The following is an 18,073-nucleotide window of genomic DNA, read 5'->3' on the forward strand; positions in this document are numbered from 1 at the left end:
CTGACCTTGGCCGGGCGGGAACGGGTGTTGAGGGGGAACGTGCCGGAGCGGGCGAGGCGCCACCACGTCGTGTCGAGATTCTATCTGCGGTACTTCGCCGACGAGCTCGACCGGGTCACGACGGTCATGCTGCCGGGTGAGCGGACCTTCACCCAGAACATCGCGAATGCCTCGGTGCAGACCGACTTCTACACGGTCATCGACAACGACGGGCACGAGTCCGACCTCGCGGAACAGGCCCTCTCCCAGATCGAGACGCTCGCCGCCGACGCGTGGCGTGAACTCGCCGCCGGGGTGTGGCCGCTCCCCGAGGAGCACCGAGAGGCCATGGCCGCGTGGTTGGCGCTGCAACTCCTGCGCGGTAGTGGGGTGAGGAACTCCATGAGTGAGATCGCGACCCACGCGCTGCTACTCGAAACGATCATCGGCGGGCGCCGACGGGTTCGCGAGGCCCTCCAAGCCGCGGGCGAACCGGCCGACGACGAGACGGTCGACCGCGAATGGGTCGGCTTCTTCAAGAATCCGCTCCGGGCGCAGGTTCACGCCAACCACCACGTGCAGCACCTAGCGCAGTTGCTACCCAGGGTCACGCAATCACTCCTCGACCGCTCCTGGCTGCTCACCGTGTTCCAACGCAAGACCCTCGCGACCAGCGACCACCCCGTGTTTGTCGTCCCGAACGACGATGCGACCGGAATGGGCATGGGCACCGGTGTTGAGAACGCGACCGTCCTCCATGCGCCGTTGACCCGTCGCCACTCGCTGGCGATGTACCCACCGTCCGCGGTTCCGCCCGAGATATCGGCCCATGAGCGTGATGTCCGCGTTGCCGGGGTCGCCGCGGTGGCGCTATTCAGCAACTCGTGCGTGGTCAACAGTGCCCGTCGCTTCCTGTTCCACCACCCGAAGGACACGCCCCTCGCCGGGTTCGATCTGCCGCAGCCCCGCGAGCGTGAGGTTGCCGTTACCGCGCAGTTGTGGGGGTGGATCCCGGAGGATGACCGGCAAGTGTTGCTCGATGCCGAGTTCGGCCCCGACGACCTCAACGCGCTCATCGAACATATGCTCTAATATCTGGCCAAATTCGATACCAAGATCCGTCAATCCCATTGTATAAATATGTCCAATAGAATCTATGTTCGCAATAGAAACTTGAGCCAAGGGTACGATGAATAACGTGGAGCGGGAGGGGGGACGATGGCCTGTGCATGCAATCTAGCAACTTGGCTCGATGGCTATACTTCGTGGAGATCCGGAGCGATATTCACTGACCGTTTTACATCGCGCGACCAGGCCCCATCTTCGGATGTCAACGCGCATGACATACTAAAAGGTCGACCGCTGCTTCGATACGTTGACGCGAACAATGCCCACGAATCCACGGAAGGGCGTACGACAAAAACCTATGTCACACCGACACCGTATTGCTTGGAGCACGTGTCTTATTTTTTGGTACTACCAGCCCCCGAAAAGAGCCGTACCCACGTAATCCTGCTCGACCCAGATAAGATCGAGAAGATTTATGGCCCCTATCCAATAGAACTCAGCACCGGCATCGAATACATATTGCCTAGCGGATACCTACCCCAGGCGGTAATCGGTCCTGGCTGGGCGATACAACTCTGTTGAGGGAGTAGCATTCATGCATGAGCCGCACACGGAGAAACTGGATCCAATAACCGCCTCTTTTGCTGCAATGTGTGACTCAAGTCATTTCGAGGTCTTGTCGTCCACCGCCGATAGACACGGTTCTTGGGCATGGAGCGCAGTCCGAACAGGCAAGCCTTTGAATCGATGGATTCTGCTATATGTAACATGGCCTCATGTAAACGACACAGAGTCTGCAGAAATTGAAATCATCGTAGGGGTCGACAACGAGGAGAGGTTTCGACGACGCAGCGTCACACGTCACAGCTTGCCACCCAGCGAGGATCTCGTTAATGAAATTCGGACGACTTTGACAGATGAATGGCCGACAGTCCTTAAGTGGGTAGAAGAAATTGACCTTGAAGGGCTAGCCAGTCCAAACGATCCTTACGTGGAGGGCAGTTATGACCGCTTTGACCAACCGCCTCGGCCCCTGCCCAGCTAAGCTTCTCGGCGCGAACAAGAATCTGTTTGTCAAAGAATTTAATCTTATCCGCTACACTAGCCATTTATCGCATAAGCCAGCAGGACGACGCCAAGCATGAATCCTACCCCGAATGCCCACATGGTCACCTTCCAATTGACGACCATCTGTGCTGGCGGAGGTTGTACTGTACCTTCGATCCGGTCGGCGTGATCTCCAATGCTGCGCAAGGTGCTTTCTAGCCGGCTGAGCAGATCATTCCGGCCAGAAGGCGGGGTCATGCCGTTCAAGACAGTGGCCACCCTTTCGAACTCTCCCAATGCATATTCAATTCTTGTGATGGCCTGCGTTAGACCTTCCGCCTCATTTATTTGTCTGCTGGCATGAAGGAGGTTGCTTGCAACGTCTTCATTGATACTGTTTCCGGCAACTAAGAGTGCATGTGCGACATCTTCGTTGATGCTCCGAGCAGCGTGTTCAAGAGCGAAGACGACATCAGACGATACGACGCCATCCTGAAGAGCCTTTTGCAGTAGCTCCGCAAGTGCTGGCGCCTCCTTTGAAAGCTTTGAGAGAATCTTTTTTGTCGTCGCATCAATGGTATTTATTGTGCCATAGTTGTCGCGGGCGATAAATGCACCGGAACCATGGTTGTGTTGCTCGATTCGGGGCTGTTTGCTGTCCGGATGCTCGCCCATCGTCACGATTCTCCAGTTGTAGCGATTTCTCCATAGTTGTCTCGGCCAATGAAGGAGCCCGAGCCGTAATTGTGCTGCTCGCCGACGTTCATAGTCTCCGTCGTCATGAATGTCGATTTCGCCATACCCTCAAGATCGGCCCGGATTTCGGGATGCTCAGCTAGGTACGCTGCTAGGAGTGCACCCCATCTAGCCCTCACTTCAACCTCTGATACCGCTCGTTGTGTCAGAGACGTCAAGTCTTCTTCTACGATGCGGAGTGAGGTGGCTTGATCCTCCTCGCTCCCTCCCCGGAAGATACGCCCGACCCACGAACGCACAGCGTCTACCTGGCCATTGAGCATGTAGGCAACCAGGTTTCCCGCTGCGCCGGTGATGATCGCTGTTGTCTCCGGGTCCAGCATCTCAAGCACGCTCCTGTCAGCAACTCCGGTGATTTCGTATCTCCAGCATCGGGTCAGCTTCACTCTATGTGTAGGCAACGACAGATTCACTTGATCAGTGTGTCCGCAACATGCCAGTTTGATATAGCGCTGCCTTAGGAAACTCTGCCCGAGGCACGTGTCAGGCGGGTCCGTAGCGTCCGGCTGGGGGCCTCGCTTCCCAACATCCCCAGGCCGGACACCGCTGGTACGGAGGGCATAGCAGCATCCAGGGCATACGAAACCCCCGCCGTCCATGTTCCGAATCGGCGAGGGTTTCGTCTTGCACCCCGATGGTTCAGGTCTGCGCCACAGTGGTGATGATCTGTTTCACCTTGCGTCGGTCGATGCCATGCCTCTCGGCCAGCGCTCGTTGCGAGAGTGGCTTGCCTGGACCGTTGAGGCTCGCTACGTAGTCAGCGAGAACCGCTTGTTCGGGGTTGTGCTCCACTTTGGTGTGGCCTGGTTCGGGCTCCATCAACGCTGGCTCCGCCGACTGAGCTTGTTCAGGCGTTCTAGCTTGTGATGCGGCGTTCCGGGTGAGTGTCATCAGTAGCTCAAACGAGCCGACGAGGGCGAGCGCGGGCCATGCGCTGACGAGGGCACCTGTGGGGCCGTGGTTCAGACCGTGCGCCACATTGGCGCCGATGGTGGCCACTATGCCCACGGCGAGACTCCACTTGGCCAACGTTGGTACGCGTTGTTTCCGGCGGCTCGCGTCGAGGATCACCATGGAGGCGGCCCAGATGAGGCCGTCCACGGTGAACGGCACCAACCGGGCAGTGAAGCCGGTCTCGCCATGGGTGCGTACCAACTCGTACGCGTGGCGGTACGAGATCACGGCCGCGATCACGGCGACGATGCCCACGGCCAGCGCGGTAGTGATCCGAGTGAGGCGATCAGCCATGGGCCAACTCCTCTCGGAACGAGATCACCAGGGAGTCGCTCTCGTTGTGTCCCATGGCGAGGAGTTCGGCGAGCGTGAGGGCTGTGATTGCTTGGTTGCGGTTGAGGGGCGTTGGCCACGTGCTGACGTGCCAGGCTCCATCGACGCGGGCGGCGGTGGCGATCACAGCATCGTTCACCGTGAGGATCATGCGGGTGTCGTTGATCTTGAGGGACATGTGATCTCCTCCTCTCGGTCCGGGGAGCCACGGGAGCCAGAGCAGGGAGCCAATGAGATCCGATGTGCTCTGACTCACCGCGACTCACCCGGACGTTTGCGCTGATGAGAGGGGCTCTCGGCGACGTCCTCAGACTTGGCCCGATATCAGCAAAGAGGGTGCGGCTTATCGGGGTTTAACCCGTGGCGGGGGATGCTCGGGGGTATGCGTGTACTGATCGTCGAGGACGAGCGGGTGCTCGCGGACACCATTGCCGAAGGGCTCCGCGACGAGGCCATGGCCGTTGACGTGGTGTACGACGGCGACGACGCGCTGGAGCGGGCCTCGTACAACGAGTACGACGTGGTTGTCCTCGACCGGGATCTGCCGACCGTTCACGGGGACGACGTGTGCCGGGAGCTGGTGGAATCCCGCCGCACCGGCCGGATCCTGATGCTGACCGCGTCCGGGGACGTCGAGGACCGGGTGGACGGGCTGTCGCTCGGCGCCGACGACTATCTGCCGAAGCCGTTCGCGTTCAGTGAGCTCGTGGCGCGGGTGCGGGCGCTCGGACGCAGGTCGGGGCCGCCGGTGCCGCCCGTCCTGGAGTGCCGCGGAATCCGGCTCGATCCGCACCGGCGCAGGGTCGCCCGGGACGGCCGGGAACTGCGGCTGACGAACAAGGAGTTCGCCGTGCTGGAGGAACTGCTGCGGGCGGAGGGCGGCGTGGTGAGCGCCGAACGGCTGCTGGAGCGGGCGTGGGACGAGAACATCGACCCGTTCAGCAACATCGTCCGGGTCACGATGGCGACGCTGCGGCGCAAGCTCGGCGGGCCGCCGGTGATCGAGACGGTGACGGGCTCGGGATACCGGCTGGAGTCGCGGTGAGGGGGCCGGCGGTGACGAGGCTGAGTGTCAGGACGCGGCTGACGCTGGTGTACGGGTCGCTGTTCCTTGTGACCTCGGCGACGCTGGTCGCGGTGACATACCTGCTGACCGTGCGGACGATGGACGACCGGTTCCCGGTGCGCCAGAGCATGGACGCGACGACGGTCACGCGGCTGCGGGCGATGGCGGTGAACGGCGACGTGGGCCAGCTGATGAGGCTGAAGGCCGACGCCGACCGGCAGCTCGCCCAGCAGAAGCACGACGTCCTCCAGCAGCTGCTGCAGAGTTCACTGGTGACGATGCTGGTCCTCGGCGTCCTCGCCGTGGTGATCGGGTACGTCGTGGCGGGGCGGATGCTGCGCCCCCTGCACAAGGTGACGGCGACGGCGCGGCGGCTGTCGGAGAGCACCCTGCACGAGCGGATCGCACTGGACGGCCCCCAGGACGAGATCAAGGACCTGGCCGACACATTCGACCGGATGCTGGACCGGCTGAACCGCGCGTTCGACGGTCAGCGGCGGTTCGTCGCGAACGCCTCGCACGAGCTGCGGACGCCGCTGACCATCAACCGGACGGTGCTGGAGGTCGCGCTCGCGAGCCGGAAGAGCCCGCCGGAGACGAAGGCGCTCGCCGACGTCCTGCTCGGCAACACCGCGCGGCACGAGCGGCTCATCGAGGGGCTGCTGCTGCTCGCGAAGTCCGAGCGGGAGCTCGCGACCCGGGTCGGAACCCCCCTGCCGGACGTGGTCCGCAGCGCGCTCGACCAGCTGGACGATCCGGCCGACGAGGCGGAGGTGGACGTCGAGGCGCGGCTCGCCCCGGCCACCGTGACCGGTGACCCCGTGCTGCTGGAGCGGTGCGCCGTGAACCTGCTGGAGAACGCCGTGAAGTACAACGTGCGGGAGGGGCGGATCTGGGTCCGCACGGGCGTCCGGGACGGCGAGGCGTTCCTGCAGGTGGTCAACACCGGCCGGCCCGTCCCGTCCTACGAGGTCGCGACGATCTTCGAGCCGTTCCGGCGGCTGCGCGCGGACCGGACGGGGTCCAGGGACGGCGCGGGTCTCGGCCTGTCGATCGTCCGGGCCGTGGTGCGCGCGCACGGCGGCGCCATCGAGACCGTCCCGCGGCCGGAAGGCGGGCTGTCGATCACCGTCCGGCTGCCGATGGCGCGGGAGCCGGCCCTCGCCGCGGGCTAGCCCGTCCGCTGCGCGCCGAGGGGCCAGGGCGGCGGCTGCGGCCAGCTGACGCGTCCCTCGGGCTCGGGCCGGTCGGGGCGCGCGGACAGCCAGCGGTGCACGACCTTGCCGGTCGCGTTGCGCGGAAGCTCGGGGATGAAGTGGACGTCGCGCGGCACCGCGTAGCGGGCGACCTGCGCGTGCACGTACTCGCGGACGGCGTCGGCGTCCAGCCGCGCGCCGGGCCGCAGGACGATGTACACGGCGAGCCGCTGACCCCACTCGGCGTCGGCGACCCCGGTGACGGCGACCTCGTGGATCTCCGGCAGGCGCTGCAGGGCGTCCTCCACGTCGCCGGGGACGATGTTCTCGCCGCCGGAGACGACCATGCCGTCGCTGCGCCCGTCCACGAACAGCAGGCCGCGGTGGTCGATGTGGCCGAGGTCGCCGGTGGACAGCAGCCCGTCGCGGACCTCCATCGGCTCGCCGCCGGTGTAGCCCTCGAACAGCAGCTCGTTGGCGGCGAAGATCTGGCCGCGTGTGGAGCGGCCCAGCCGGCGGCCCTCGCCGTCCAGGATCGACAGCTTGGTGTTGCGCGGCGGGCGCCCGGCGGTGCGCGGGTCGAGCCGCAGGTCGCGCGGGGTGGCGATGGACACCCAGGACGCCTCGGTGGAGCCGTAGACGTTGTACAGGCGGTCGCCGAACGCGTCCATGAACCGGGTGGCGAGGTCGCCGGGCAGCGCGGCGCCGCTCAGCGCCGCGATCCGCAGCGAGGAGGTGTCGTAGATGGCGCGGACCTCGGGGGCCAGCTCCATGACCCGCTGCAGCATGACCGGGACGGCGAACAGGGTGACGTCCCGGTGCGAGGCGATCGCGCGCAGCGTCTGCTCGGGGTCGAACCGGCGGTGCAGGACGACCGGCGCGCGCAGCGCCCACGCCATCTGCAGCGCGGCGTAGCCCCAGGTGTGGAACAGCGGCGCCTCGACGATCATCGTGTGCCGGGCGCGCAGCGGGATCCGCGACGTCATCGAGGCCAGCGGCCACAGCCCGGGGCGGGGCGGGCGGCGGGCGCCCTTCGGCCGCCCGGTGGTGCCCGAGCTGAGCATGATCGTCCGGCTCTGGATCTGCGGCGGCGCGGCCACGGCCGCGGACGCCGGCACCGAACGGATGACCTCCTCGATGCTCGGCCCCGGCTCGACCGGGCCGGGGTCGGCGTCCGGCGCCGGGCGCGGCGGGGGCGGCAGCGTCGCGGCGGGGACGGGCGCGGACAGCGGGGCGGCGGCGGGCGGCCGGCGGTCGGCCCACAGGACGGTCCGGCGCAGCGCGATCGGGACGTTCGCGAGCAGCGGCGCGAACTCGGCGTCGGCGACGATCAGGCCGGGCCGCAGCTCGCCGAGCACCGCGCGGATCTGGCCCGTTCCGAAGCCGGTGTTGAGCAGCACGACCTCGGCGCCGCGCCGGGAGCACGCGACGAGCGTCACCGCCATGCCGCGGTGGTTGCGGCAGAGGACGCCGACGCGCGGGCGGGGGCCGCGCAGCGGCAGCCCGGCGGCGAGGCGGGCGGCGCGCTCGTCCAGTTCGGCGAAGGTGAGCACGCCCTCGTCGTCGATCAGGGCGGGGCGGGCCGGGGAGCGGGCGGCGGACGAGGCGACCAGCCCGGCGAGCGTGGTGCCCCAGCGGCGCAGCGTGCGCAGCTGCCGGACGAGCCGGCGCGGGCCGCCGCCGAACAGCAGGCCGGTGCGCAGGAGGAGCGAGGTGAGGTCGCGGATATGCCCGATCCGCCGGCGCATCCCCGGCCGGTACGTGGGCCTCGCGTGCGTCACCGTGCCCTCCTGCGGTGATTTCAAGCCACGTTACACCCGCGCCACCGGTCAGTGGTTACTGACGAGTAGAATAAGCGGTTACCAGCGAGTAGCATCGTTGCAGCGGGTACTCGTGCCGCCGTCCGAAGGCAGGGGCGGCACGAGGCTCGACACCTTCACCGAGTCCCATCCCAGGGAGGACCCCGTGCCTCGCACCGCACGCGACGTCGTGTTCGTCGACGGCGTACGCACGCCGTTCGGCAAGGCCGGCCCCAAGGGCCTGTACGCGGAGACCCGCGCCGACGACATGGTCATCCGCGCGATCCGCGAGCTGATGCGCCGCAACCCGTCCCTCCCGCCCGCGCGGGTGGACGAGGTCGCGATCGCCGCCACCACGCAGACCGGCGACCAGGGCCTGACCATCGGGCGGTCCGCCGCCGTGCTGGCCGGGCTGCCGAAGAGCGTCCCCGGCTACGCCGTCGACCGGATGTGCGCGGGCGCGATGACCGCCGTCACCACCTCCGGCGCCGGCATCTCCTTCGGCTCCTACGACGTCGTCATCGCGGGCGGCGTCGAGCACATGGGCCGGCACCCGATGGGCGAGGGCGTCGACCCGAACCCGCGGTTCCTCGCCGACAAGCTCGTCGACCCGTCCGCCCTGGTCATGGGGTCGACGGCGGAGAACCTGCACGACCGGTTCCCCGGCATCACCAAGGAGCGCGCGGACGCCTACGCCGTGCGCAGCCAGCAGAAGGTCGCCGCCGCCTACGCCGCCGGGAAGATCCAGCCGGACCTCGTGCCGACCGCGATCCGCTCCGCCGAGAAGGGATGGGGGCTCGCCACGGAGGACGAGCCGCCGCGTCCCGGCACCACGCTGGACGACCTCGCCAAGCTGAAGACCCCGTTCCGCGTGCACGGCAACGTCACCGCCGGCAACGCCGCGGGCCTCAACGACGGCGCCACCGCGTGCCTGCTGGCCGCCGAGGACGTCGCCCGCGAGCTCGGCCTCGCGCCGAAGATGCGCCTGATCGACTTCTCGTTCGCCGGGGTGGAGCCCGAGGTCATGGGCGTCGGGCCCGTGCCCGCCACCGAGCGGCTCCTCGCCCGCAACGCGCTGACCATGGACGACATCGGCCTCATCGAGATCAACGAGGCGTTCGCCGTGCAGGTCCTGGCGTTCCTGGAGCACTTCAAGATCGCCGACGACGACGCGCGGGTGAACCCCTGGGGCGGCGCGATCGCCCTCGGCCACCCCCTCGCCTCGTCCGGCGTGCGGCTGATGAACCAGCTCGCCCGCCTTTTCGAGGAGCGCACCGACGTCCGGTACGGGCTGACCACGATGTGCGTCGGCATGGGCATGGGCGGAACCGTCCTCTGGGAGAACGCCAACTGGGAGGGCGCGAAGTGAGCAGCCTTGGAGAACTCTTCTCGGACGAGGTCGTCACGCACGCGTACGTCCGTGACGTGGCGCTTCCCTATGGCGCGGGCACGCTCGCGCTCATCACGCTCGACAACGGCCACGACCACACCAAGCCGAACACCTTCGGCCCGAACGGGCTCGCCGAACTGAACGCCGCCATCGACGCGATCGCCGGCCGCGACGACATCGTGGCCGTCGGCGTCACCGGCAAGCCGTTCATCTTCGCGGTCGGCGCCGACCTCAAGGGCGTCCCGCTGATCGCGGACCACGCGGACGCGCGCGCCATCGGCAAGCTCGGCCATGACGTGTTCCGGCGGCTCGGCGAGCTGGGCGTCCCGTCCTTCGCCTACTACAACGGCGCGGCGATGGGCGGCGGCGTCGAGATCGGCCTGTACTGCACCTACCGGACGATCTCGTCCGGTGTCCCGGCGTTCGCGCTGCCGGAGGCGTTCCTCGGCCTGGTGCCCGGCTGGGGCGGGACGTACCTGCTGCCGAACCTGATCGGGGCGGAGAAGGCCCTCAAGGTCGTCATCGAGAACCCGCTCTCCCAGAACCGGATGCTGAAGGGCGCGCAGGCGTACGAGCTGGGCATCGCCGACGCGGTCTTCGACTCGGCCGACTTCCTGGAGGAGTCGCTGGCCTGGACGGCCCGGGTCCTGAAGGACGAGATCACCGTCCGGCGTCCCGAGGTCGACAAGGGCAAGGCGTGGGACGACGCCGTCGCGATGGCCCGCTGGAACGTTGAAGGCAAGCTGCACGGCGCCGCGCCGTCCTACACCCGCGCCCTGGACCTGGTCGCCGCCGCCAAGGACCGCACCCGCGACGAAGGCTTCGCCGCCGAGGACGAGGCTCTCGCCGACCTCATCATGAGCGACGAGCTGCGCGCCGGCCTCTACGCGTTCGACCTCACGCAGAAGCGCGCGAAGCGTCCCGCCGGGGCGCCCGACCGGTCGCTGGCCCGCAAGGTCACCAAGGTCGGCGTCGTCGGCGCGGGCCTGATGGCCTCGCAGCTCGCGCTGCTGTTCGCGCGCCGCCTGGAGGTGCCGGTCGTGCTGACCGACCTCGACCAGGAGCGCCTGGACAAGGGCGTCGGCTACGCGCACGGCGAGATCGACAAGCTGCTCGGCAAGGGACGCCTCTCCCCCGACAAGGCGAACCGGCTCAAGGCCCTCATCACGGGCTCGCTCACCAAGGACGCCTTCGCCGACGCCGACTTCGTCATCGAGGCCGTCTTCGAGGAGATGTCGGTCAAGCAGAAGGTGTTCGCCGAGGTCGAGGAGTACGTCTCGGCCGAGTGCGTCCTCGCGACCAACACCTCGTCGCTGTCGGTCAGCGAGATGGCGGCGCGGCTGAAGCACCCGGAGCGCGTGGTCGGGTTCCACTTCTTCAACCCGGTCGCGGTGCTGCCGCTGCTGGAGATCGTCCGGGGTGAGAGGACCGACGACGCGGCGCTCGCCACCGCGTTCGCGACCGGCAAGGCGCTGAAGAAGTCCTGCGTACTGGTGAAGGACGCCCCGGCGTTCGTCGTCAACCGGGTCCTGCTGCGGCTGCTCGCCGAGATCGTCAGGACGGTGGACGAGGGCACCCCGATCGAGGTGGCCGAACGGGCCGCCGCACCGCTGGGCCTGCCGATGCCGCCGTTCGTGCTGATGGGGCTGGTCGGCCCGGCCATCGCGCTGCACGTCAACGAGACCCTGCACGGCGCGTTCCCGGACCGGTTCCCGCTGTCGGACAACCTGGCGAAGATGGTCGCGGCCGGAAAGAGCGGCGTGTACCTGCCCGACTTCTCCCTCGACCCGGAGGTCGTGCAGATCTTCGGCGGCGGGACGGCCCCGTCCACCGAGGAGCAGGTCCTGGACCGGGCGCTCGCCGCGCTCGCCGACGAGATCCGCATCATGCTGGACGAGGGCGTCGTCGCGGCGCCCGAGGACATCGACCTGTGCATGATCCTCGGCGCCGGCTGGCCGTTCCACCTCGGCGGCATCACCCCGTACCTGGACAGGTCGGGTGTCGCGGAGCGGGCGGCCGGCCGCCGCTTCCTGCGCCCGGGGGTCGCCTCCCTGCCCGCCTGAGGCTCCCCCTGCCGCACCGCCGAGACCGGAGAACACCGGAGAAGAGGCGTCCCGAGCCGCTCTCGGAACGCCTCTTTTCCGGCGTCTCCGCACGTCACGGACGCGCCCGCGTTTCGGCTGATCATAAGCCGCGCACATATGGGCATACGGCTGACGGCCGTTGAGCACCGGGACGCGAAGGGGCGCCGAGGATGAACCTGCTGCGCACGAAGTCGGTCGAGCAGTCGATCCGGGACACCGAGGAGCCGGCGCACCGGCTCCGCCGGGAACTGTCCGCGCTCGACCTGACCGTCTTCGGCGTCGGCGTGATCATCGGGACCGGGATCTTCGTGCTGACCGGGCAGGTCGCCAAGGACAAGGCAGGCCCGGCGGTCTCGCTGTCGTTCATCTTCGCAGCCGTGGTGTGCGGTCTCGCGGCCCTCTGCTACGCCGAGTTCGCCTCGACCCTCCCGGTGGCGGGGTCGGCGTACACGTTCTCCTACTCCACGCTCGGCGAGTTCCCCGCCTGGATCATCGGCTGGGACCTCATCCTGGAGATGGCGCTCGGCGCGGCGGTCGTGGCGGTCGGCTGGTCCGGCTACTTCGCCGAGCTGCTGGACGACATCGGCATCACGGTGCCGGGCTCCCTCGCCGACCCGCCCGGCGAGGGCGGGACGGTCAACGTCCCGGCCATCGCCCTCGTGCTGCTGGTGACCGGGCTGCTCGTCCTCGGCGTCAAGATCTCCTCGCGGGTCAACGAGGTGGTGGTCGCGATCAAGGTCATCGTGGTGCTCCTGGTCATCTTCGCCGGGCTGTTCTTCATCAAGGGCGCCAACTACGACCCGTTCATCCCGCCCGCCCACCCGACCCCGGACGTGGCGGGCCTCGACGCGCCGCTGGTCCAGGTGATGTTCGGCAGCGCGCCGGTCAGCTACGGCTGGCCCGGCGTCTTCTCCGCCGTCGCCATCGTCTTCTTCGCCTACATCGGGTTCGACGTCGTCGCGACCGCCGCCGAGGAGGCCCGCCGCCCGCAGCGGGACCTGCCGATCGGGCTCATCGGCTCGCTCATCGTCACCGCGGTCCTGTACTCGTCCGTTTCGGCCGTCGTCGCCGGGATGGAGAACTACAAGAATCTGAGCACCGACGCGCCCCTCGCCGACGCCTTCAAGTCCGTCGGCCACACCGCCTTCTCCACCATCATCAGCGTCGGCGCCGTGATCGGCCTCACCACCGTGGTGATGATCCTGCTGCTCGGGCAGAGCCGCATCTTCTTCGCCATGGGACGGGACGGCCTGATGCCGCGCTGGCTGTCGGTCGTCCATCCGCGGTTCGGCACGCCCTACCGCTCGACGATCATCATGGGCGTGATCGTCGCGGTCCTCGCCGGGTTCATCCCGCTGAGCGAGCTCGCCGAGCTGGTCAACATCGGCACCCTGTTCGCGTTCCTCGTCGTCTCCGTCGGCATCATGATCCTGCGCCGCACCCGCCCCGAACTGCCGCGCGCCTTCCGCACCCCCTGGGTGCCGGTCATCCCGGTGCTGTCGGTGCTCGCCTGCCTGTTCGTGATGATCAACCTGCCGGTGGCGACCTGGCTGCGCTTCCTTGTCTGGATGGTCGTCGGCATCGTCGTCTACGCCCTGTACGGGTACCGCCACAGCCGGCTGGGCCGCGCCTCAGAGGTTTCCGTCAAGTCCTGATACCGCGGTCTCATCCGTCATACGATCTTGGTGAGGCGCCACGGCATCCCCCCGCTTGGACGGTGACAGGCACATGGCAGGCGACACCTCCGCCCCTCCGGCGGGCGGCCCCACCCCGTCGGACCGGATCGACTCGACCAGGCCGCACTCGGCCCGGGTCTGGGACTACTGGCTCGGCGGCAAGGACAACTACGAGGTCGACCGCGAGCTCGGCGAGCAGATCGCCCAGGCCAATCCCCACGTCGTCGCGATGGTGCGCGCCGACCGGACGTTCATGCGGCGCTCGGTCGCCTTCCTCGCCGGGCAGGGCGTCCGCCAGTTCCTCGACATCGGCACCGGGCTGCCGACCGAGCCGAACGTCCACCAGGTCGCGCAGGACGTCGTGCCCGACGCCCGCGTGGTGTACGCCGACAACGATCCCGTGGTGCTCGCGCACGCCCGGGCGCTGCTGAACTCCGCCCCGTCGGGCGTCACCGCCTACCTGGACGCGGACCTGCGCGAACCCGGCCGGATCCTCGCCGAGGCGTCCCGCACCCTGGACCTCGGCGAGCCCGTCGCCATCACGCTGATGAGCCTCATGCACTTCGTGACCGACGCCGGCGACGCCCGCGCGATCCTGTGGCGGCTGCTTGACGCCGTCCCGCCCGGGAGCTGGCTGGCCTTCACCCACGCCACGGCGGAGCTCGGCGGCCCGCAGGTGCGGGAGGCGTTCCGCATGTGGAACGAGAACGCCGTCCAGAAGGCGCGGCCGCGCGACCACGACGAGGTCCTGGCGCTGATCGACGGGCTGGAGCTGGTGGAGCCGGGGCTGGTCACGCCGACGCAGTGGCGCCCGGACGGGGAGCGGGAGCCATGCGAGGTGCCGATGTGGGCGGGCGTCGCGCGCAAACCCTGAACACGCCCGACCCGTGACCGGGGTCACGGTGTCCTTTTGACCGACGGGTGGGCACAATGACCCGCATGGCATCTCCAGCGCGCGTCGCGGTGATCGGTTCCGGCCCGGCGGGGATCTACGCCGCGGAGGCCCTCGTCAAGCAGACCGGCGGCGATGTCCGGGTGGACGTGTTCGACCGGCTGCCGACGCCGTACGGGCTGGTGCGCTACGGTGTCGCGCCCGACCACACGTCGATCAAGTCGATCGCCCGGTACCTGCAGAAGGTGCTGGAGACCGCCGGCGTCCGCTTCTTCGGCTGCGTCGAGCTGGGCCGCGACATCACCCGCGCCGACCTCCTGGACTGCTACGACGCCGTGATCTACTCCACCGGCGCGATGGTCGACCGGCACATGCGGATCCCGGGCGAGGACCTGCCCGGCAGCATCGCCGCGACCGACTTCGTCAACTGGTACTGCGGGCACCCCGACGCCGCCGACCACGAGTTCGACCTCTCCGTCGAGGAGGTCGCGGTGATCGGGGTCGGGAACGTCGCCGTCGACGTCGTCCGGATCCTCGCCAAGACGGCCGGGGAACTGCGCGAGACCGACGTCCCCGAGCAGGTCATCGAGGTGCTGTCGCGGAGCCGGGTCAAGCGCGTCCACATGATCGGGCGGCGCGGGCCCGCGCAGGCGAAGTTCACCACCAAGGAGGCTCGTGAGCTGGGCGAGCTGCCCAACGCGAGCATCCACGTCAGCCCGGAGGACATGGACCTCGACCCGGCGAGCGCCGAGCTGGCCGAGAGCGACCGGCACGTCCGCGGCAACGTCAAGGTCCTGAACGCCTGGACCGGCGAGCCCGCCGCGGACCGGGCCCGCCACATCGACGTGCGGTTCTGGCGCGCGCCCGCCGAGATCATCGGCACGGACCGGGTCGAGGGCCTCAGGCTGGAGAGGACCCGGCTGGACGATTCGGGCCGCGTCACCGGAACCGGCGAGTTCGAGACGCTGCCCGTCGGGATGGTGCTGCGGTCGGTCGGCTACCAGAGCGTGCCGCTGGAGGGCGTCCCGTTCGACGAGCGCTCCTTCGTCGTCCCCAACGAGGGCGGCCGCATCATCGGGACGGACGGCGCGCCCGTCCCCCGCGAGTACGTCGCCGGCTGGATCAAGCGCGGGCCGACCGGCGTCGTCGGGACCAACAAGTCCGACGCCGCCGAGACCGTCCGCAACCTGCTGGAGGACGTCGCCGGAGCCGGCACGGCGCCGGAGCGCACCATCGAGGAGCTGCTGGAGTCGCGCGGGCTGCCCGTCGTCACCTACGACGACTGGCTCAACCTCGACGCCGCCGAGATCGCCCTCGCCCGCAGCCTCGACCGGGGCGAGCGCGTCAAGCTCGCCCGCTGGGAGGCGATGACGTCCGCCTGCCGCAAACACGAGTGATTCATCTTCGCGAGAAGATCCCGCCGGGAAAGTAGTGACGGACATGTGACCCGAGCGCTACGGTGCGGCGTGTGACCGGCGGTCCAGAACTGTACGGGTTCCCCCCACCCGAGACGGTCCCCGACCTGAGGTGGCTCGGCCCTGATTACGTGTCCGTGCTCGTGTACGACCTGACGCAGGGACTTCTGCGCCAGGACCCGCGCACGTCCGTCATGGGCGTGCGGTGCGAAGGCGAGCCCCGGCTCGATCCCTCGGTCGACCCGGCGGGCGTCATCCGCGCGCACGACGCCTGCTTCCCGCTCCAGGTCTACGTCCAGGACGGCGCCGGACGCCCCTGGTGCCTGCGTGGGCGATGGACGTACTCGGGACGCGAACTCGGCACGTCCTCCGCGTCCATCACCCACTTCTGGCATCTGGTGTCCGCGGAGGGCGTCTAGGGCCGCTCGTCCGAGGTCGCCGGCTCGTGGGCGTCCGCGGTGATGCGGGCCACGTACTCGGTGATGTCGCGGGCCAGGGCCTGCGGCGTCAGGCCGATGTCGGCGAGGATCTCGCCGCGGGACGCGTGGTCGAGGAACTCCTGCGGGATGCCGAACGTGCGGATCGGGGCGTCCACCTCGGCGTCGCGCAGCAGCCGGGCCACGGCGTCGCCGACGGCGCCGGTGCGGCCGTTGTCCTCGGCGACGGCGACGAGCGCGTGCTCGCGGGCGAGGTCGAGCAGCGCCGGGTCGAGCGGCTTCACCCACCGGGGGTCGACGACGGTGACGCCGATGCCCTGCGCGGCGACCAGCTCGGCGGCCTCGACCGCGGGCGTCGCCATCGAGCCGGCCGCGACCAGCAGGACGCGGGTGCCGTTGGAGCCCTCGTGGCGGGCCAGCACGTCCATGCCGCCGGCCTTGCCGATCGCCTCGATGTCGTCGGCCGCCGAGCCCTTGGGGTAGCGGATCGCGGTGGGGCCGTCGGAGACCTCCACGCACTCGCGCAGCAGCTCGCGCAGCCGGGCGCCGTCGCGAGGCACGGCGACGCGCATGCCGGGGACGAGCTGGAGGATCGACATGTCCCACATGCCGTTGTGGCTTGCGCCGTCGTCGCCGGTCACGCCGGAGCGGTCCAGGGCGAACGTGACGGGCTGCCGGTGCAGCGCCGTGTCCATCAGGACCTGGTCGAAGGCGCGGTTGAGGAACGTCGCGTAGACCGCCACGACCGGGTGCATGCCGCCCATCGCGAGGGCCGTGGCCGAGGTGACGGCGTGCTGCTCGGCGATGCCGACGTCGAAGATGCGGTCGGGGAACGCCTCGGCGAACGGCGCGAGCCCGACCGGATAGAGCATCGCGGCGGTGATGCCGACGACGTCGCGGCGCTCCCGGCCGATCGCGACCATCTCCTCGCCGAACACCTTCGTCCAGGCGGGGCCGCCCTTCTTCGTGACGAACCTGCCGGTGGCGGGGTCGAACGCGCCGCCGCCGTGCATGCAGTCCTCGGTGTCGTTCTCGGCGGGCGCGTAGCCGCGTCCCTTGGTGGTGATGCAGTGCACGATGACCGGGCGGCCGAACCCGCGGGCCCGGCGCAGCGCGCGCTCGACGGCGTCCTCGTCGTGGCCGTCGATCGGGCCGACGTACTTCATGCCGAGGTCCTCGAACATGGCCTGCGGCTGCAGGACGTCCTTGATGCCCTTCTTGATGCCGTGCAGCGCCTCGTACGCGACGTTGCCGACCACCGGGGCGCGCGGCACCGTCTTCTTGATGAGGTCGAGCGCGTTCTCGTAGCCCTGCGTGACGCGCAGGTCGGCGAGGTGGGAGGCGAGACCGCCGATCGTCGGCGAGTAGGACCGGCCGTTGTCGTTGACGACGATGATGACCGGACGGTCGACGCCGGCGGCGATGTTGTTGAGCGCCTCCCAGCACATGCCGCCGGTCAGCGCGCCGTCACCGACGACCGCGACCACCGCGCGGTCGCTCTCGCCGCGCAGCTGGAACGCCTTGGCGAACCCGTCGGCGTAGGACAGGGCGGTCGAGGCGTGCGAGTTCTCGATGACGTCGTGCTCGGACTCGGCGCGGCTCGGGTAGCCGGACAGGCCGCCGCGCTTGCGCAGCAGCTCGAAGTCGTGCCGCCCGGTGAGCATCTTGTGCACGTACGCCTGGTGGCCCGTGTCGAAGAGGATCTTGTCGTGCGGCGAGTCGAAGACGCGGTGCAGCGCGATCGTCAGCTCCACGGCGCCCAGGTTGGGGCCGAGATGCCCGCCGGTCTTGGAGACCGCCTGGACGAGGAACTCGCGGACCTCCTCCGCGAGCCGAGACAGCTGACCGGCCTCCAGTCGTTTGAGGTCGTCGGGACCCTTGATCGACTCCAGCAGGCTCACTCGTTTCAACTCCTCCGTCGGGGCCCGGTCTCGCCCCTGGCTCGGGCCGTTCCGAGTTTAATCCCGGTTCGCCCGCGACG

15 protein-coding genes are annotated in these 18,073 nt (G+C 68.6%); 9 read left to right on the top strand and 6 right to left on the bottom strand.

Translation table 11 applies throughout. The features are described 5' to 3' along the window. Positions 1-39: 39 nt before the first annotated feature. On the top strand, positions 40-1,071 hold the full coding sequence (locus ACQPXG_RS31240) for a DUF4238 domain-containing protein (RefSeq protein ID WP_433462717.1): 1,032 nt from the start codon (positions 40-42) through the stop codon (positions 1,069-1,071). A gap of 1,077 nt (positions 1,072-2,148) precedes the next feature. Here the strand turns inward: ACQPXG_RS31240 and ACQPXG_RS31245 are convergent. The 4 genes from ACQPXG_RS31245 to ACQPXG_RS31260 all read right to left on the bottom strand — a co-directional run bounded on the left by ACQPXG_RS31245 (position 2,149) and on the right by ACQPXG_RS31260 (position 4,315). Beyond that, positions 2,149-2,769, bottom strand: a complete 621-nt coding sequence (locus ACQPXG_RS31245; RefSeq protein ID WP_433462718.1) for a hypothetical protein — start codon at positions 2,767-2,769, stop codon at positions 2,149-2,151. Positions 2,770-2,771: 2 nt separating this feature from the next. Then, entirely contained in the window at positions 2,772-3,182 is a 411-nt protein-coding gene (locus ACQPXG_RS31250) for a hypothetical protein (protein WP_433462719.1), read from the bottom strand. 307 nt (positions 3,183-3,489) lie between these two features. Further along, positions 3,490-4,098, bottom strand: coding sequence for a DUF2637 domain-containing protein (locus tag ACQPXG_RS31255; RefSeq protein WP_433462720.1), 609 nt, complete (start codon positions 4,096-4,098; stop codon positions 3,490-3,492). Then, positions 4,091-4,315 carry a hypothetical protein gene (locus ACQPXG_RS31260; protein ID WP_433462721.1) on the bottom strand — a complete coding sequence of 75 codons (225 nt, stop codon included), beginning with the start codon at positions 4,313-4,315 and terminating at the stop codon, positions 4,091-4,093. Before ACQPXG_RS31260 ends, ACQPXG_RS31255 begins: the two co-directional genes overlap by 8 nt. Positions 4,316-4,519: 204 nt before the next feature. On the opposite strand from ACQPXG_RS31260, the gene ACQPXG_RS31265 reads away from it, so the two are divergent. Both ACQPXG_RS31265 and ACQPXG_RS31270 read left to right on the top strand, forming a co-directional pair. After that, a complete protein-coding gene (locus ACQPXG_RS31265; protein ID WP_433462722.1) occupies positions 4,520-5,182 on the top strand; it encodes a response regulator transcription factor in 663 nt (220 codons plus the stop codon). Between the two features lie 20 nt (positions 5,183-5,202). Continuing rightward, positions 5,203-6,378 (top strand): sensor histidine kinase, encoded by a 1,176-nt coding sequence (locus ACQPXG_RS31270; RefSeq protein ID WP_433470084.1) that lies wholly within the window; start codon positions 5,203-5,205, stop codon positions 6,376-6,378. Here the strand turns inward: ACQPXG_RS31270 and ACQPXG_RS31275 are convergent. Continuing rightward, complete coding sequence (locus ACQPXG_RS31275) at positions 6,375-8,180, bottom strand: AMP-binding protein (RefSeq protein ID WP_433462723.1); 1,806 nt, start codon at positions 8,178-8,180, stop codon at positions 6,375-6,377. The two genes, ACQPXG_RS31270 and ACQPXG_RS31275, sit on opposite strands and share 4 nt — an antisense overlap. Positions 8,181-8,364: 184 nt before the next feature. Here ACQPXG_RS31275 and ACQPXG_RS31280 point away from each other — a divergent pair, with 184 nt between their 5' ends. The 6 genes from ACQPXG_RS31280 to ACQPXG_RS31305 all read left to right on the top strand — a co-directional run bounded on the left by ACQPXG_RS31280 (position 8,365) and on the right by ACQPXG_RS31305 (position 16,074). Then, positions 8,365-9,567: a thiolase family protein gene (locus ACQPXG_RS31280; RefSeq protein WP_433462724.1), complete on the top strand. Its 1,203-nt coding sequence runs from the start codon at positions 8,365-8,367 to the stop codon at positions 9,565-9,567. Continuing rightward, a complete protein-coding gene (locus ACQPXG_RS31285) occupies positions 9,564-11,651 on the top strand; it encodes a 3-hydroxyacyl-CoA dehydrogenase NAD-binding domain-containing protein (protein WP_433462725.1) in 2,088 nt (695 codons plus the stop codon). The genes ACQPXG_RS31280 and ACQPXG_RS31285 overlap by 4 nt, the downstream gene beginning before the upstream one ends. 191 nt (positions 11,652-11,842) lie before the next feature. Continuing rightward, on the top strand, positions 11,843-13,327 hold the full coding sequence (locus ACQPXG_RS31290; protein ID WP_433462726.1) for an amino acid permease: 1,485 nt from the start codon (positions 11,843-11,845) through the stop codon (positions 13,325-13,327). Positions 13,328-13,400: 73 nt separating this feature from the next. Beyond that, entirely contained in the window at positions 13,401-14,222 is an 822-nt protein-coding gene (locus ACQPXG_RS31295; RefSeq protein ID WP_433462727.1) for an SAM-dependent methyltransferase, read from the top strand. Positions 14,223-14,278: 56 nt separating this feature from the next. Beyond that, on the top strand, positions 14,279-15,637 hold the full coding sequence (locus ACQPXG_RS31300) for an FAD-dependent oxidoreductase (RefSeq protein WP_433462728.1): 1,359 nt from the start codon (positions 14,279-14,281) through the stop codon (positions 15,635-15,637). A 71-nt stretch (positions 15,638-15,708) separates the two neighbouring features. After that, positions 15,709-16,074, top strand: coding sequence for a hypothetical protein (locus ACQPXG_RS31305; RefSeq protein WP_433462729.1), 366 nt, complete (start codon positions 15,709-15,711; stop codon positions 16,072-16,074). On the opposite strand, the gene dxs is transcribed toward ACQPXG_RS31305, so the two are convergent. Further along, entirely contained in the window at positions 16,071-17,993 is a 1,923-nt protein-coding gene (gene dxs, locus ACQPXG_RS31310) for a 1-deoxy-D-xylulose-5-phosphate synthase (RefSeq protein ID WP_433462730.1), read from the bottom strand. The genes ACQPXG_RS31305 and dxs overlap by 4 nt on opposite strands. Positions 17,994-18,073: the final 80 nt, after the last annotated feature.

The organism is Spirillospora sp. CA-128828 (assembly GCF_050945415.1).
GTDB lineage: Bacteria > Actinomycetota > Actinomycetes > Streptosporangiales > Streptosporangiaceae > Spirillospora.